The following is a 15,742-nucleotide window of genomic DNA, read 5'->3' as shown; positions in this document are numbered from 1 at the left end:
ATTCAAAGCGCAAGCATAAGCAATTCAGCGGTAAATTCCAAAATAGCTTAACATAGATCGTTTTTAGGAGAAGAGGAAGAAAGGTCTATCTGCAAAAGCTGTGTTAGGTCGTGTGACCGGTGAAATAATGTGGTTAGGGTAATAAACAATTGTTATTGGTAAAGAGATAGAAATCGGTTGGGTGTTGATTTCTGGTTTATTAAAGAATTTTCTTTGTTATCTTGTAAAATACGATTATTTGAGGTGAGGTCATATAAAGCAAAGCTTTTTTGATATATTTTTTCAGTGTGTGGTGAATATTCTTAAATTTGTTGAACCTTAGATTTAAGTAAATTATGTATCAGTGACTTCACACCAGTGGGGGAAAGCCACTAAAATTCTAACTCTTGAGAAATCGACATTGGTTAGGAATCTTCGTTTTTTAAAAGAGCGAGGAGGAAGTCAATTTGATCATTGGTTAAGAAGAGTTTTGGGGTCTTGGTTGTCATCATATGGAATAATTCTGGGGAGGCATATAATTTGTGTGTTCTAAGGTGATATGAGAGGGGAGAGCGATTTACACTTTAAATGAGGGGAGAAAGATGCGAGCTCTTAGAACAAGTTTGTTGCTCTAAGTGTAAAGTACTGAATTGATAAAGTCACGGGTTTTGGAAGGTTGAGAAGAAATAGGAGAAAAGGAGAATTTTCTTTCATTGTTTTTGGACGTTGGTTATTCAAGGGAGGCGTTTTAAAAGATGAAAACCCATGGATGTAAATGTGCACTGCTTTGTTTCAAAAGGGGTGCTTTTTTATAGCTTCTTAAAGTGTATGCTCTGCTGAAACACCCTTGTAGTATGACTCTATGGCTTGGAGAAGGAGAATTTTGCTTTCGTATTTACGCTGGGGTGTAAGAAGAGGTATGTCTTTTTTCGAAAGAGTATAGGTGTTTTTAAGTTATGGTTTTTTATGAACTGAAAGAATGCCTTTTGAAGTAATATAGAGGCTCATAAGTGTGAAAAATAGGCTTGCAACGACATTCCAACCGGCAAATGAAAGAAAAAGAAAGCGCATGGATGCTTCAGAACAAGAAGGGGGATGAATGTTGTTTAATTGGTTTAGCAGTTGGTTAATGTCTGAGGTTTTTCTCACGGCACTTAAACCACAACTGAGGGGGGCTGCCCAAAAGCCATATTCAATACCTACATGATAAATGGCTAAAACAAGGCTGATGCACATTAAGACAAAAACACACAAAAATAAAAGTTGTATCCAAGCAGATATGCGGGAAAACCATGCCCCAAAACCTGCTAAGAGCAAAAATGGTATGGCACCATAATAGGGAAAACGCTCTATGAGACATAAATCGCAAGGAAGATACCCTCCAAAATATTCAAAACAAAGGGCAAGACCTATTGTGGCGGACAAGCAAAAAGCGAGAAAAAAAGCCCATAAACTTTGTTCTTTTCTGCTGGGTTCAAGATGAAGGTGCTTGTGTAAAAGTGGGTGAGAAGACAAAACGCATGCCATTAAGTCTGTTCCTTATAAAAGCTTTTTGTTTAAAAAAGCTATGAAAATCCCATAAATTAAAGGGAGACTAACACAACCAATAAGAATAATCCATTTGAAATGCTGTACTAAAAAATTCATTGCTTTTTGTCCAAAATGTTTAATAAGCCACGCGAGAAGATAAAAACGAGCGCCTCGGGAAAAAATACAAATAAGAATGAAAAGTTCAAGACGTACACTCATGACACCGGCCAAAATTGTGACAATTTTGATGGGGGGAAGATGTAAAAAACCCGATGTTATCAGTAAAACAATTAGAAATTGCAGAGTTGCATTATTTTTCAGAGATTCAAAACTTTCAACCTTACCGTAAAGTTCTAAAATAGGTTTGGCAAGGGTATCATAGGCAAAATGTCCGATAAACCAACCGGCAATTCCTCCCAAAACAGAACAGATAGTTGCAAGAAAAGCATAGCGATAAACTCGCTTTTGATGGATAAGCAGCATCGGAATATATAAAACATCTATGGGAATTGGAAAAACAGAACTTTCAATAAAGGCAATGAAACCAAGCCAGTGTGGTGCTGTACGCCGATTTGCTAAAGAAATCGTCCAAAGCTTTAATTTGTTTAATATCATGAGGCTTTTATAAATTTAAGAGGTAAAGACTTTACAAATGAGATTGCTATAAATCCGGTAGAGAAATTCAATAAACGAAAATATTCCCAAAAACAGATAAGAAAATGATATGAATTCTTAAAAAATGAGAAGTCTGGTGTTGACGAATCTGTGCTTCTTCATATAGTGCAAAGGAATAATCGGCAAGTCTATCTTTTATAGTCCTGTCTTTTATAGCAATGTGCGGGTGTGGTGGAACTGGTAGACGCGCCAGACTCAAAATCTGGTTCCGAGAGGAGTGTCGGTTCGAGTCCGACCACCCGCACCAGTTATGGGTTTTCTACAATATCACTTGATGTTGTTGTTTATCTTATCTTGTTGTTTTTATTTAATTAATTGTCTTTTATATACGACCTTGATATCCGATGAATCTGTCAAAAGCGCAATTCAAAAGGTGGTTTGAAAGGTGGTTTAAAAAGTGATTAGGAAAACAAGAACACGTGATAGATTATCCGCCTTATCTGTCAAAAATTTACCTAAAGGTAAATATGCGGATGGAGCTGGGCTATGGCTTATTAAGACAGCACAGAATCAAGGACGTTGGGTTTTTCGATTTGATTTCAATAAAAAACGTCGTGAAATGGGATTAGGCTCTTGTAGCATTGTATCTTTGAAAGAAGCAAGGCTTAAGGCTACAGCTTGCCGTGATCTTTTAAACCAAGGTATTGACCCGATTCGTAAAAGGAAAAATGAAAAATTACGGCGGGTGGTTGATAGTATTTCTTTAAGAGAAATTGTTTTAAGCGCTTTTGAAGCCAAGAAAAGTGAATTGAAGAATGAAGGAACAGCCGCAAGGTGGTTAACACCTCTTACATTGCATGTTTTTCCTAAGCTTGGAGATATAGCAATTACTGAATTGACGCAGATTGATATAAAAGAGTGCTTATCTCCTATTTGGAAAACCAAAAACGAAACAGCAAGCAAGGCTTTATCGCGTTTGAATATTGCTATAAAACATGCCGCAGCACGTGGCATAGATGTGGATATGCAATTGGTACCAAAAGCAAAAGCTTTATTGGGAAAATTTATTCAAAATGTTCAAAATATTCCGGCTATGCCATGGAAAGAAGTTCCGGAATTTTATCAATCCTTAGATGATAATATTGTATCAAATTTAGCCTTAAAGCTTTTAATTTTAACGGGGGTTCGTTCAATGCCCATTAGGCATATACGGTTGGAGGAGATTAATCAATCAATATGGATAATTCCAAAAGAAAATATGAAGGGGATAGTTGGAAAGGTTTTTGATTTTCGTGTACCGCTTACAGAAGAAGCGATTGCTATCATTGAAAAAGCAAAAAGAATCGAAAAAAATGGATTTTTGTTTGTTGGAAATTCTGGAAAGCCTATATCTGATATGACGCTTTCTAAATTTATGAAAGATAGAGGGATTGCTTATCGACCTCACGGATTCAGATCTAGTCTTCGTGATTGGATAGCAGAGACAACATCAACACCATTTGAAATCGCGGAATTTACTTTGTCTCATTCAGTGGGGAATTCAGTCACAAAAGCCTATATGAGAACTGACTTTTTAGAACAGCGTCGTATTCTTTTAGATCAGTGGTCATCTTTTGTGACTGGGCGTTGATTGTTACGATAGTGGTGGTAGTTCTATGGAATCTCTTTCGGCTTTTTTGCTTTCAATATATCGGTCAATTTCAACGATATCCCATTTTAAGTATCGTCCTTCTTGTATTGGTTTAGGGAAAACACCAGCTTTTACAAGCTCTCTAATATAGGTCATAGACATTCCAAGATAAATTGAGAGGTCTTGTATATTGACGAGCCTTTGCAAGCGCATTGATAGTAAAGCTTGTTCAAATAAACTTACTTTTTCTATTGAGGCTTTTAATTTTTTTTCATTCATTTAATGTAATCCTTCTTATTATAATTATGAAAGGGTGGAGGTGCTGGGAGGAGAGAGCACCCCCATAAGGTTAAGCAGCTTTTGTTGAGAGTTGTTTTATCTCTCGTTCTATTTCTGCTAAAAAGGCTTCAACAGCTTTATTAATCTGTTCAATTTGTTTCTCATCACGGTGGATGCGTTTGATTTTCATGCGCAAGTGAGATGATTCCCCCACAAAACGTGGGTCATAGCTTACGAAATCACACCATTGACGCTTTGTACAAGCCATTTGGAATTGTATTTGTGCGAGATATTCAGGCTTGATTTCGTCACCTATACAAAAGCGCATATGTGTTACTGATCTCGGGCATTTGACTTCGATTAAACCGTCTTCTCCAATAAGCCCATCAGGGCTAGCCCCCGCCATTTCCATTGTGGGGTGTTGGATAAACCCGCATCTTGTGACTTCTGTGTCATAAATGAAGCCATATTCTCTCAAGGCATCTTCTTCATGTTCAACGCCCCAACGCATATCTTCAGTTTCATAATGGGGGCTGGTTTCGCCTGTTAAGCGTTCTGTAATAAGTTTTATTTTGTAATCTTCATATTTGCTTGTAGGCAATCCTTTAGCTGTCTTACTGATTACGCTGTAAACATTAGATGCGGTGACTTTTCCCAAGCGGGCTTGAAACCATTCTGCTGTTCTTTGTTCCATTTTACACCGCCGTTCTTTGTTCTTGTGGTGTTGGTGCATATTCAACATCTTGAATGTGAATATATTCGGCATCTTGAGTGGAGAGATCGTTTTGCTCTTGTGGTGGTAAGGATTGTTGTATTCTTTCTTTTTGTTGTCTTGCTTTTATTTCTAAAAGCCCTAAAATCTCTTGTGCTGTTTCACAAGACATCTCTGTTAGATTTTCTACCTGCGCAAAAGAGAGAAGCTTCATTTCATCGGCTTGTGTTTGTTCGATTAATTCTCTGATTTTTATCAGTATATCTTGAGAAACCAATTGTTTTTGACTGTTATGGTTTGTTTCATTGATACGAGCTGCTTCATCTTCTTCATAAATACCGGAAAATCCGAAAGCATAGCGTGCACATTGTATAGTGGCTTTGTGACGCAACATACGGGCTGGAAAATCTTTCCAAGGCTTGCTGTTTTCTTGCTTGCATTCTTTTAAATATTCCGTGACCTCTATGGGGTCTTTAATGTCTTTGAGACGTATAGCACATTTAATTGCAATGAGATTACCATCCTTATCCAATTGATCTTGAAAGGTCATGCCATCAAATTTGGGATTAGACTTTATGATCTTTATCCAACCGTCGATAGAAACAACGGGTATGATGCCGCCGCCTTTTTTAGGGAGTGCATAGATTTCTTTTGTTAAAGGGTTAAGTCCATAAGTATTGGCAACAGAGATAAATGCAGCAAATTCTTCATCAGTACAATTATGACTGATACATGTTTTGATAATTGTTTTTCGAAATTCGTCATGAGAAAATCCATATTTTTGCGCCATAACGGTTAGGGGGGAATGTGTCATGTTTTATTTCTTTCAGTTGTACGCAATTCACCCGTGGCGTGAATTACGCATGTGTTAAAAGTTGTTTGTGTGGTTAGAAAGGGCTTATAGAGATACTATAAGATTAGTAGTTCGTATTTTCTCATCTGGTCTTTTCTCCAGTTGATATGGCGGTATAGCCGCCAACGTGTGCACCAAGATGAACTACCGCATCCCCGTAAACTTTTGCGTCACCATACACTTCTGCATTGTCATAAATTCCAGCATCACCGTAAATCCTTGCATTATCGTGCACAAGTACATAACCACCAACCAAAGCATTGTCATAAATCTCTGCACCATCATAAATCGAGGCATGCCCATAAACCCGTGCATTACCATAAACCTTGGCATTATGATAAACCCAACAGGAGTCCTCATGAGATAAATTGCCTTCACGCTCTATATAACCGCCTAGGTCACCTTTCTCGACATCAGAAAAGTCTCTCAGTGCACGAATGCGGTGGAGAGTTTTGCCATCAACCTCAATTGTTTCATCAGTCAGTTCGTATTTTTTTTCCATGGTTTATCTCTTTATTTAAAGAAGAATCTGCTTTTGCCATTTTTGCAAAAGAACGGCATTGCATTGTGTGGTAAATTTTTTGAAAATAACGGCGCTTTTAGAAACGCCCTGTATAATGAGGGTAGTTTGGAATGACATCCCAAAGAGTTAAACGGTGCTGTTGTTCATATGTCCCGTATGTTTCGTCTTCATATCGCTGCTGTTCGATTTCTTCTAAAAAAAAACCGTATGCTGAACTATGCTTAATAAAATCGTGAGGTATGTTTCCGTTGAAACACTGCTCTTCACATTCTTTAAGATAGAATTCGGCAATATCTTCAGAGATGTCTTCGCAACGGTTAGTCGTTGGTTCAATACGTAAAATTTGGACAGCATTATCGGCTTGGTCGATAAATTTTATAATGTCCTTTTCTTCGAAGAAAGTTCCATATTTAGCGAGATTTTGCTCTTCATTTTCGCACATCACTAAGAGAATTTCGTCAGATTTTATGAAAACGGGTTTTGTCACAAAAGCCTCCATAAGCCCTATTGGCAACGGTTATTTTCTAAGATATGGAGTGAATATATTTTCGTTTTACGGTAATGTCAATAAAAAAATACCGTATAACGAAAATTATTTTATGAATATTCATTTAAAGATTAGTGTATTTTTATAGATATTTGGAGATTTTATGAAAGGTTATAAGGTTGCCAAAAGAAAATTTTCACAATTGTCAAATGAAGAAAAAACAGCAGTTATTGCTTTTTTGATTCGATTAAAGTATGAAGAAACGCTAAAACTGCCCTCCGTTCTTCTTCATTGCAAGACGAATATAGATCATAAAAATCTTGATCTATCTTGCTTAAAGCCGGATACGGAGGATACTCCTTAAAGAAACTGTGTAGCAGCACTAGCTCTTCTGCGGTGATATCACGGTAGGCTTTAGAGTCAGAGTTATCAATCGATAATAAGCGCGTAATAGATGATGGACTCAATCCTAAATGTTGCCCTAAAGCCTTACGGCTTCCATGCCCCATTTCATTTAATTTTTCATTAATCCACATTTTTATTAGCTTTTGAAAATCCATTTCATTTTTCTCTTAAAATTATTAAATAATCAATATTGCGTATTACGAAAATTTTGTTTATATTTGCGTAATACGTAAATATATGACAGAAATTTTGGATTACATGATTACTCCAGCAATTATGATTATAAAATATTTAGGTGGTGCAAAACGTGTGTCGTTGATTTCTCAATGCCATGTGTCTGCTGTTTATAAATGGACTTACCCCTTTGAAAAGCGAGAGGGTAAAGGCGGCATCATTCCTGCTAAATATCAAGTTATACTTTTAAACTATGCACGAGATCACGGCATAGATTTACGCCCTGATGATTTCTTTTATCCAGAGCGCTTGCAGAGATTAATGCAAGAGAGACAAAGAATCTCAACATCAAGGTTTACCAAAAGTTCTGGCGTTAATGCGGCGTCTGATCACAGCAACGTTGTACAGCCTTAAGGAGATGATGATGGCTTTAGAAAAGAAGTATGAGTCCACAGGACATGGGATTATATTCGCACAACCTACAGAGTTTTTACATCATAGATGTGTCACTTAAACGTATACGCGCCTTAAGAGATTTTGGAAGCGTTAAAAAAGGCGACGTTGGTGGTTTTATTGAACATGAGAGTGATTTATCACACTTGGCGCATGGAGTTTGTTGCCTTCTTTTTTTAATGGAATGCGAAGCAAAACAGATTGGTCATGATGACCGTCCTCATAAAAATTAAAGGAGATAAAGATGAGTTTAAATGAAATTTTAACTGTAACATTCGTGGTGTTTGGAGCGTTGCTTATCGTGGGGATCACTTTTCGCGTTCTTTTGTATTATCGAGATCAGGCTAAAACACTTAAAGAAGAAATCGAAAATAAAAAGGGTGAGTTTGTACGGAAGCTTCAGAATATGAAAGAGGACTGGGATATTAAGATTAGAGAGAAAACTAAGCTAATTACGGAACGTGACAGAGAGATTGAGAGACTGAATCGAGGGCTTAATCAAGTGATTGAAGAAATGAAACAAAAAACAGGGGAGTATGATAAGGCGTTCAGAGATGTAAGTGAAGTTGTGACGACACTCGAAGCAGATGTGCAATCACGTGATGATGAAATTGAAAGATTAAAACAAGAGCTTAAGCCGCGTGATGAAGCAGTAAAAGCGCCGCCTCATAAGAGTAAAAAGAGTAAGAAGCAGGGTAAGTGAGGAGATAGAGATGAATGCAGGATCGTATACTGGTTTAATAGTATCTATAGCGGTAAATATTCAATTAGCTATTCAACTTTATCTATTTTATAAAGAATTACAAATAGTTAAAAAGGAAATAACGAAGAAAAATGAAAAAATATGGAGGCAAGAAGAGGAAATCCAAAGATTATCTTATCCTAGCATGTTCTCTTCTTCAAAAGATAGAAAAAAATCTGGCCAAAACTTAGTTTGAACTACTCTTTCTGGGTGATTTGATGAAGTGTGTTCAATTATAAAGATTGGTACAGTTTCGATATTTGGTTTGAGGTGGCGAACTGTGAGAAAAAATACTCTTTCTTCATCTTCCTTTAGATTAAAATAATTGCATATATCTTGCGATTTTAAGTCTGCTGTAAAAGGATTTTTAAAACTCATATATTTCTCGTTTTCGAGGATTAAAGATAGCGGATAATCTCCTAGGAAACTACCTTCAACAAATGCAAATGGGCTTTCATCAGGTATACGAAAATTATTCATTTTTATTGGATGTTTTGTAGGATTTTTTATGATTACCTCTATGTCAATAAGGAAATCTTTACCGCTCTTATGTGCGCATGGTTCTCCTTCTATAATAGGCTCTAGATTTGGACCTAAGTCTCGTCTCTCTTTTTCTTCCCATAAGATGGATAGATGTTCTTTTGCTGTTTCAGATTGTTCTTGTAATTGTCTTAGTTGTTTATTGAAATTTATAAGATCTATTTTTCGATTTCTACAACCTAACCATATTCCAAAAAATGAGATGAAAGTTGGTACTATTAATGAAATAATATCAATCACATCTTTATCTATTTGCATACTTCTTACACCCTTCTTTCCTTCATTTTCGGAAAAAAACACTTCTATAAAACACATTTTGTATGGAGTGGAGCTGTGATTAACACGATTCTTTGTTTTGATCTAGGTACCAAAACGGGGTGGGCGATACGTGGTGCAAGTGGTGACATATTCAGTGGTACCGTGAATTTTCAATCACGCCGTTTTGAAGGCGGTGGGATGCGTTATTTGCGTTTTAAGCAATGGCTATCAGAAATAAAGCAGACAGCAGGTCAAATTGACGCGGTGTATTTTGAAGAGGTGAGGCGTCATGTTGGCACGGATGCAGCGCATGTTTACGGTGGCTTGTTAGCAACGTTAACGGCGTGGTGTGAACATCATCAGATACCGTATGAGGGTATACCAGTAAGTACGATTAAGAAAGCGACGACAGGCAAGGGGAATGCGTCGAAAGAAGAGATGATTAAGGCGATATGTTCCAAAGGTCATGCGCCTTGTGATGACAACGAAGCAGATGCTTTAGCAATTTTATATTTAGTTAAAGAAAGGGAATTGGGGTATGTCCATTAAATTACCATGGACGAGGCTTTTTTCTTCACAATGGATTGTTGATGTTAGTGGCATGAGTATAGTGGAAAAAGGTCTTTATATGACACTTGTCTTATATATGTATGAAGAGCGCCGCCCTATTATTGAAGATGCTCCCAAATTAGCACGGTGGGCAGGTTGTTCAGTGAGAGTTCTAAAAAATACATTAGACATCCTATTACGTGATGAGAAGATCATACGTTTAGAAGATGGTCGTTTGTGGAGTTTAAGAGTTGAAGAAGAACTCAATAACTCAAACGAAAATTTAAACAAGTTTTCAGAGAGGGCACAGAAAGCAGCGCAAGCAAAATGGGCAAAACATCATAACGCAAAAACAATCAGTGATGATCAAGATGCTAAGCATGATGCTAACGGTATGCTTAATGATGCTAAGCATGATGCTAATGATGCTCTAAGCAATGCTAATAGCAATGCACAAGCAATGCTTAATGATGCTAAGCATGATGCTAATAGCAATGCTTGTGCAATGCTTAATGATGCTATTAACAATAACATTAACAATAACAATATATATAAAAAAACTAAAACTATCGTTTTAGCAAAAAAAGAAATTGATTTTGAAGATTTAGAAACAATCGATTTGGTTGACGAGCCAACAGAGGTTTATGCTGTTGAGAGCCAATCAGAGCAAATCGAAACGTTAGAAACAAACCAACCTCCCATTCACGAGCAAGAGAACGTTCCCAAAAAAGCAAAACGAGCGCAAGCTAATCGCGGTTGTCGCTTGCCTGCGGATTTTGAACCCGATTGCGATTTTGCCATTGCAGAGGGCTTGCCTCCAGAGCGTGTGAAAGTCGAAATTGCAAAATTTAGAGATTTTTGGAAAGCTAGAGCAGGCAAGGATGCACGCAAAACGGATTGGCAAGCAACATGGCGCAACTGGGTACGCAAGGCAATTGAAGATTTACAGAAAGGAAAAAACTATGGAAAGCCAAGCACTGAAACAACAGAACAGCAGCGTGGATGGAGTTATCGCGTTGCACAGCACATGTCCAATATCAAAAATTCAGATAGTGTGTACAAATTTCTATTCGAGGATGACAACCGAACCACCATTCCATTGGAAAACGGGGCAAAAACCATTGATTGCAGAAGCGGAGAGAATTACCTCATTAGTCCATGATGCGTTGCAAAAGCTTGAAAAGAAAGCGACTGAAGAAGAAATTCAAACAACGTATATTGTCCTTTCAAATGGACTTAAGAGCCCCATGGGATCAGATGAAAAAGCGACAGCGCTTGCGTATCTTTACGCTCTTGAAGGCATAAGCAGCTGGGTATTGCAAACAGCAACAAAGAACGCTTTGAAAGGCAAAGCAGAGGGCTTAAATGCAACCTTTATGCCATCAACAGCTGATTTTTATTGTTACTGCGAAAAACTTGAAAGCGATATTCGTTTTCGTGCAAACCGCATTCTTAGAAACCTTGAAAAGCCTGAGGTAACAGAAAAATCACAAGAGGTACCGTTAAACCTCGGACCGCATTGAAAAGCCTCAGAGAAGTCTTGAAGAGGTTTTAAAAGGTATTGAAGGATAAACAGCAAAGTAGTGAAATTTGCTGATGATTTTGAGAATAGATATGCGTTTAAATTGGCAGAAAGGTACCGTACAGAGCGATTTAAAGATTTTATGATAGAAACCATATTGTAATTAAAAACGCTTCTGTACGGTCCATTTTGAGGCAAATAAACCCATTGGTAAAGTTATGGATTTAGATAGAGGATATTAAACCAAGATGTTCTTAAAAAAATGTAAACAGCCAATGCAAAAAAAGTTTGTTGCAACAGCTGTTGGTTATGTTCCATGGGGATTGGGGGTTGCAGAGTATTTTTATAACCTTTACGAATATGAAGATGGGATGAGGGAATATGAGGAATTTGAAGGTGGACAGTATCATGAGATACCTAACAAAGTTGACTACAGTACCAAGGCACGAGTGAAAGCGTGGATTTATGGGGGTGATTTGCCAAAAAGCGTATTGAGTTATGAGGCGTTGATATGTGAGGTGAATAGGGAAATCAAAAAACGTACAAAGGATGATCAGTTGATTTGTGAGGTCACGAATGATTTTGAGAGAGGGTATCCATTATCAAGTGAAGAGATAGACAGAGAGCTAGAAAAAGCACTTGATATTCAATTAGGTAAGTATCAAAATGAAAAAAAGTGAAAAAAATAAAAAATACGTATTGACATTAAAGAAGGGTTCGTTTAGCCAAGTTGGTAAGTGCTTCAAAAACACTTAGCGATTAGCGGATAAATCACGATAAGATTTCTCCCATGCCTTTAAATACTGACTGTCTTTTATGCTTTAAGAGCGTATAATGGTTTATGTCGGGTGTGGTTACGCTATACAATACCCTCATGGGAAAAGCGTGACGACGGACTAATCGCCGTGTTTTTGAGCGCCCGGCGCCCTTATAGGGTGTCAATTCAAAAACAATTTTACGATTAGGAATATTATCATGACATATATGAATGATTTTCGTCGCGCTCTTATTAAAGCTATTGCAGACCACATGGGAGCAGATGATACCGGCCCCGTTCCTCCTAAAAAACAAGGCGTTCCTAAAAAATATGAATTCACAGGCGAGACGATTGTAGCTGGTATCCACACATTAAGACGTATTAGAGCCATTAGAGATTTTGCAGACGTTAAAGCAGGCGACTTAGGTGGGTTTATAGAAAGCAGTGAACATCTTTCGCATGATGGCGATTGCTGGGTGAGGGACAATGCTCGTATATGCCAACGGGCTCGTGTTTATGGGAATGCACAAATTGCTGGCGACGCATGGATTTATGGGGACGCTCGTGTTTACGATAATGCAAAAATACATGGCAAGGTTTGGATAGATGGTTGCGTTTATGGGAATGCTGAGGTTTTTGGTGAGGTACAAACTTTACATAGCGCTCGTATTTATGACAATGCCAAGGTTTATGGTAAAGCCGATGTAAGTGGTAAGGTTTATGGGAATGCGCATGTATTTGGCAATGCAAGTGTTTATAGAGATGCTTGTGTTTATGGTAATGCAAGAATATTTGGCAATGCTAGTGTTCATAATGATGTTAGTGACAATGTTGTCATCACTGGTCGTGAAAAGACTTTAGAGAAAGTTGCATAAAAAAGCAGCGGCGGCGCGGGGGGCTGCTTTATAGCAAAAAACCGCATCAAAATGAATTGATACGGCTTTTATGATCAAAAGAGCTAGCGATCCAAATAAACGATTAAAATAACCAATCGAAATATAAGAGAACATCTCTTTATTGCACAAAACGTGTAAAAACGCAAGCTGTTAAGTAAAATAAAAATGAGATTCATTCTTTAGATTCAGTTGGTTACAATAAATTTTGTTTGTAAAAATACACCATAATGTGTTATACTATTATCAGTTGTGAGATTGTTTTGTTCTAAGTACTATTTTCCATTAAAGGACAGAAAGCAAATGCTTAATAAAGTGATTTTAATTGGTCATTTAGGTGCTGATCCCGAGTGCAAAACTATGCCTTCTGGTGGTGAGGTGGTCAATTTTCGAATGGCTACGTCTGAGAGCTATACAGACAAGGCAACCAATAAGAGAATAGACAAAACAGAATGGCATTCCGTAGTGGTTTTTAATCCACATTTAGCAAAAGTAGCACTTCAATATCTCAACAAAGGTTCAAAGGTTTACATAGAAGGAAAATTACAGACACGCAAATGGCAAGATAAAAACGGTGTTGATCGCTATGTAACAGAAGTCATATTGCCTCAGTACAAAGGCGAGTTAAAGCTTTTAGATGGCAAAAATGATGATAATCAAGAGCAATCATCACCTTATGACAGAAGCTTCCAGAGACCCTTTGATATGCCTACAAATGCTTTAAATGACAGTGTTCCTTTTTAAGGATATTATTGAATGAGGAAAGTGATCATGTTAAAGAAATTCTGTAAAGTTGTACATTTTGTAGGGTATGAATGATATGTACCAAGTTCAGCAAATTGCTAACTTCTTTCTTGAAAAGGGACGTGAAGAGAATATCCCAATTTCTCCTATGAAACTCATTAAACTGGTGTATCTTGCGTATGGATGGATGTTAGCAGCTACAGATGAGCGTCTCTTTCCTGATCGCATAGAAGCATGGCAGCACGGTCCCGTAATTCCAGCTCTCTATCACGAGTTCAAAGATTGGGGAAGGCGTTTTATTGATTGTTATGCACGGACGGTTGATTTGGAAACAGGAGAGATGTTTATCCCCAAAATTCTTAAGAATTCAGCCAATGAATATACAGTTAAGTTATTAGAGATTGTTTGGAATGCTTATAAAAATTTTTCACCTTGGCACTTACGTACAGCTACTCATGAAGAAGGGTCTCCTTGGCATAAAGTGTATGATGAGCAGCGATGGGGTGTGGCGTTGAATGATGACGACATTAGAGAGTATTTCACTAAAAAAATTAATAGATATTTGAAAGCAGCAGATGAAAAAGAAGCCGCCTATTCATCTTGAGCAACTTCAGCGGGCTAGTAATACTGTTGAAGATGAAGATATGTCATCTGTATCATCACAGCCGTTTTTTAGAGTTACTGCGGATTGTCGTTCTAGAGTAACAACTCATTATGCTGTCACGGAGTTAGAAATAGAGTCATTAAGAGATTGTGCTGTGTATGCACATCATTTTGATACAGTCATAGGTATTTTATTAGGAGCGCTCGTATCTTTAACTTTAGGACTAATATGGGATGAAAGTCATTGGGAAAAGAAAGCTATAGTTATACTCATAATAAGTGTTTTTCTTGTATGGTTATGTTATTTGAAGAGAAAGGCACGGTTAAGATCAGATAGGATTTGGCAATATATTAAACAAGCATCTGAGGATATGAGTGAAAAAAAATAAAAAGAGGGGACGCCCTAAAATAGCAGGGCAGGTAAGAGAGCCAAATGGTCGTATAACACGTGCAAAAGCACCTCGTGAAGCCGTTGATAAGTTGGCAATAGAAATACGTGCAAAGCGCTTCGGTTTAACGCTACAAGAGGCAAAAAATCCACTTTCTGGTACCTATATCGGGCGGCTTTGTTTGCAAGGTATACTTACACAAGAGCAATATGACGCCGCACAAAAGTATTTACAGATAAGAAACGACTATTTATGTGCAAAAGGCTTGCCTAGTGCTGTTTATGATGAAATGCCGTCATCTGCTGATGATAAGGCAAGAGATAAATGGGTAGAATTTGCAACAGAACAGTTTTCTAATATGCAAGAGGCGTTAAAAGAAGCCCAGTGTCTTTATAGACAGTACAATCTTTATGCAGCGCTACAGTACCTCGTTATAGAAGATCAAGAATTACCACATCTTGTGAATTCACTGCGGGTTGCTCTTGATGCGCTTCAGAAATATTTTGATCAAAAAAGTGAATGATAAATGTTTTATGTAGTTTTTGTAGCATGATGTGAAACGTTTTTCTGTACAATTCGTTATATTTGTATTACAGTGAATACAAATATAAGGATTGCGTTATGACAATATCTATTCGGTTGCCTAGCGAACTTGAAGCACGTTTGAATAATTTAGCTGCGAAGACAGGGCGTACGAAGTCTTTTTATCTGCGAGAGATTATTGAACGTGGAATAGAGGAAGCGGAGGATTATTATTTAGCTTCACACGTAAGAGAGCGCATTCGAAGAGGAGAGGCTACTTTTTATAGCTCTGAAGAGGTAAGGAAAGAGCTTGGCTTGGACGATTAGATATGAAAAAAAGCTCTCAGTTTTTTAAAAAAATGCGATAAAAAAGAAGCGCGGCGGATTGTTGATTTTTTAGATAAACAGATTGCTTCTCTTGAAGATGTGCGTGCAGTAGGAAAGCCTTTAAGAGGTCAGTTATCGGGTTTGTGGAGATATCGTGTAGGAGATTATAGGATACTTTGTGATCTTTATGATAAGGAGCTTGTAGTATTAGTTTTGGCTGTTGGACATAGAAAAAATATATATAAAAGCTAAAGCA

General features: G+C 37.5%; 23 protein-coding genes, 1 tRNA gene and 1 pseudogene. 16 read left to right on the top strand and 9 right to left on the bottom strand.

Translation table 11 applies throughout. From position 1 onward, the window contains the following. Positions 1-933: 933 nt before the first annotated feature. Both QHG57_RS00545 and QHG57_RS00540 read right to left on the bottom strand, forming a co-directional pair. Positions 934-1,506: a disulfide bond formation protein B gene (locus QHG57_RS00545; protein ID WP_330168186.1), complete on the bottom strand. Its 573-nt coding sequence runs from the start codon at positions 1,504-1,506 to the stop codon at positions 934-936. A gap of 12 nt (positions 1,507-1,518) precedes the next feature. Next, on the bottom strand, positions 1,519-2,124 hold the full coding sequence (locus QHG57_RS00540; RefSeq protein ID WP_330168185.1) for a YqaA family protein: 606 nt from the start codon (positions 2,122-2,124) through the stop codon (positions 1,519-1,521). Positions 2,125-2,346: 222 nt separating this feature from the next. Between QHG57_RS00540 and QHG57_RS00535 the strand changes: the two genes are divergently transcribed. Both QHG57_RS00535 and QHG57_RS00530 read left to right on the top strand, forming a co-directional pair. Continuing rightward, positions 2,347-2,431 (top strand) — tRNA-Leu (locus tag QHG57_RS00535). Positions 2,432-2,581: 150 nt separating this feature from the next. Further along, positions 2,582-3,754, top strand: coding sequence for a tyrosine-type recombinase/integrase (locus tag QHG57_RS00530; RefSeq protein WP_317993857.1), 1,173 nt, complete (start codon positions 2,582-2,584; stop codon positions 3,752-3,754). A 3-nt stretch (positions 3,755-3,757) separates the two neighbouring features. Here the strand turns inward: QHG57_RS00530 and QHG57_RS00525 are convergent, their stop codons facing one another. The 6 genes from QHG57_RS00525 to QHG57_RS00500 all read right to left on the bottom strand — a co-directional run bounded on the left by QHG57_RS00525 (position 3,758) and on the right by QHG57_RS00500 (position 7,168). Beyond that, the gene (locus QHG57_RS00525; RefSeq protein ID WP_317993856.1) at positions 3,758-4,033 is read right to left on the bottom strand and encodes a helix-turn-helix transcriptional regulator; all 276 of its coding nucleotides are present in this window, start codon (positions 4,031-4,033) and stop codon (positions 3,758-3,760) included. Between the two features lie 70 nt (positions 4,034-4,103). Continuing rightward, on the bottom strand, positions 4,104-4,727 hold the full coding sequence (locus QHG57_RS00520) for a lambda exonuclease family protein (protein WP_317993855.1): 624 nt from the start codon (positions 4,725-4,727) through the stop codon (positions 4,104-4,106). Position 4,728: 1 nt separating this feature from the next. Then, on the bottom strand, positions 4,729-5,559 hold the full coding sequence (gene bet / locus QHG57_RS00515; RefSeq protein ID WP_317993854.1) for a phage recombination protein Bet: 831 nt from the start codon (positions 5,557-5,559) through the stop codon (positions 4,729-4,731). A 121-nt stretch (positions 5,560-5,680) separates the two neighbouring features. Then, on the bottom strand, positions 5,681-6,100 hold the full coding sequence (locus tag QHG57_RS00510; RefSeq protein WP_317993851.1) for a hypothetical protein: 420 nt from the start codon (positions 6,098-6,100) through the stop codon (positions 5,681-5,683). 97 nt (positions 6,101-6,197) lie between these two features. Then, positions 6,198-6,608, bottom strand: a complete 411-nt coding sequence (locus QHG57_RS00505; RefSeq protein WP_330167520.1) for a hypothetical protein — start codon at positions 6,606-6,608, stop codon at positions 6,198-6,200. A gap of 227 nt (positions 6,609-6,835) precedes the next feature. Then, positions 6,836-7,168, bottom strand: a complete 333-nt coding sequence (locus tag QHG57_RS00500) for a hypothetical protein (protein ID WP_330169259.1) — start codon at positions 7,166-7,168, stop codon at positions 6,836-6,838. Between the two features lie 103 nt (positions 7,169-7,271). Here QHG57_RS00500 and QHG57_RS00495 point away from each other — a divergent pair, with 103 nt between their 5' ends. Genes QHG57_RS00495 through QHG57_RS00485 form a run of 3 tightly spaced genes read left to right on the top strand, consistent with a single transcriptional unit; the run spans position 7,272 to position 8,343 of the window. Further along, positions 7,272-7,601, top strand: a complete 330-nt coding sequence (locus QHG57_RS00495; protein WP_330168763.1) for a hypothetical protein — start codon at positions 7,272-7,274, stop codon at positions 7,599-7,601. A gap of 29 nt (positions 7,602-7,630) precedes the next feature. Beyond that, positions 7,631-7,873, top strand: coding sequence for a hypothetical protein (locus QHG57_RS00490; RefSeq protein WP_330167523.1), 243 nt, complete (start codon positions 7,631-7,633; stop codon positions 7,871-7,873). A gap of 11 nt (positions 7,874-7,884) precedes the next feature. Then, positions 7,885-8,343, top strand: a complete 459-nt coding sequence (locus tag QHG57_RS00485) for a hypothetical protein (protein WP_330169258.1) — start codon at positions 7,885-7,887, stop codon at positions 8,341-8,343. Between the two features lie 174 nt (positions 8,344-8,517). Here QHG57_RS00485 and QHG57_RS00480 read toward each other — a convergent pair whose 3' ends face one another. Beyond that, positions 8,518-9,180 (bottom strand): hypothetical protein, encoded by a 663-nt coding sequence (locus QHG57_RS00480; protein ID WP_317993846.1) that lies wholly within the window; start codon positions 9,178-9,180, stop codon positions 8,518-8,520. Positions 9,181-9,255: 75 nt separating this feature from the next. On the opposite strand from QHG57_RS00480, the gene QHG57_RS00475 reads away from it, so the two are divergent. The 11 genes and pseudogenes from QHG57_RS00475 to QHG57_RS00425 all read left to right on the top strand — a co-directional run bounded on the left by QHG57_RS00475 (position 9,256) and on the right by QHG57_RS00425 (position 15,738). Continuing rightward, positions 9,256-9,729, top strand: a complete 474-nt coding sequence (locus QHG57_RS00475) for a crossover junction endodeoxyribonuclease RuvC (protein WP_317993845.1) — start codon at positions 9,256-9,258, stop codon at positions 9,727-9,729. Further along, a complete protein-coding gene (locus QHG57_RS00470) occupies positions 9,719-10,891 on the top strand; it encodes a DUF1376 domain-containing protein (protein WP_330168909.1) in 1,173 nt (390 codons plus the stop codon). Before QHG57_RS00475 ends, QHG57_RS00470 begins: the two co-directional genes overlap by 11 nt. Continuing rightward, positions 10,851-11,252 (top strand): hypothetical protein, encoded by a 402-nt coding sequence (locus tag QHG57_RS00465; RefSeq protein WP_330169257.1) that lies wholly within the window; start codon positions 10,851-10,853, stop codon positions 11,250-11,252. Before QHG57_RS00470 ends, QHG57_RS00465 begins: the two co-directional genes overlap by 41 nt. 247 nt (positions 11,253-11,499) lie before the next feature. Further along, on the top strand, positions 11,500-11,931 hold the full coding sequence (locus QHG57_RS00460; protein ID WP_330169256.1) for a hypothetical protein: 432 nt from the start codon (positions 11,500-11,502) through the stop codon (positions 11,929-11,931). Between the two features lie 295 nt (positions 11,932-12,226). Next, entirely contained in the window at positions 12,227-12,883 is a 657-nt protein-coding gene (locus QHG57_RS00455; protein WP_330168181.1) for a hypothetical protein, read from the top strand. A 321-nt stretch (positions 12,884-13,204) separates the two neighbouring features. Then, complete coding sequence (gene ssb, locus QHG57_RS00450) at positions 13,205-13,645, top strand: single-stranded DNA-binding protein (protein ID WP_330168180.1); 441 nt, start codon at positions 13,205-13,207, stop codon at positions 13,643-13,645. Between the two features lie 76 nt (positions 13,646-13,721). After that, on the top strand, positions 13,722-14,249 hold the full coding sequence (locus tag QHG57_RS00445) for a Panacea domain-containing protein (RefSeq protein ID WP_330169255.1): 528 nt from the start codon (positions 13,722-13,724) through the stop codon (positions 14,247-14,249). Beyond that, positions 14,221-14,637, top strand: a complete 417-nt coding sequence (locus QHG57_RS00440) for a hypothetical protein (protein WP_330169254.1) — start codon at positions 14,221-14,223, stop codon at positions 14,635-14,637. Before QHG57_RS00445 ends, QHG57_RS00440 begins: the two co-directional genes overlap by 29 nt. Continuing rightward, positions 14,624-15,160: a hypothetical protein gene (locus QHG57_RS00435; protein ID WP_317993839.1), complete on the top strand. Its 537-nt coding sequence runs from the start codon at positions 14,624-14,626 to the stop codon at positions 15,158-15,160. The genes QHG57_RS00440 and QHG57_RS00435 overlap by 14 nt, the downstream gene beginning before the upstream one ends. A 98-nt stretch (positions 15,161-15,258) precedes the next feature. Then, positions 15,259-15,486 (top strand): type II toxin-antitoxin system RelB family antitoxin, encoded by a 228-nt coding sequence (gene relB / locus QHG57_RS00430; protein ID WP_317993838.1) that lies wholly within the window; start codon positions 15,259-15,261, stop codon positions 15,484-15,486. After that, positions 15,470-15,738: pseudogene (locus QHG57_RS00425) on the top strand (type II toxin-antitoxin system RelE family toxin). The gene relB and the pseudogene QHG57_RS00425 overlap by 17 nt, the downstream one beginning before the upstream one ends. Positions 15,739-15,742: the final 4 nt, after the last annotated feature.

This window comes from Bartonella grahamii subsp. shimonis, from assembly GCF_036327415.1.
GTDB lineage: Bacteria > Pseudomonadota > Alphaproteobacteria > Rhizobiales > Rhizobiaceae > Bartonella > Bartonella shimonis.
This window is presented reverse-complemented; position numbering and strand designations above follow the sequence as displayed.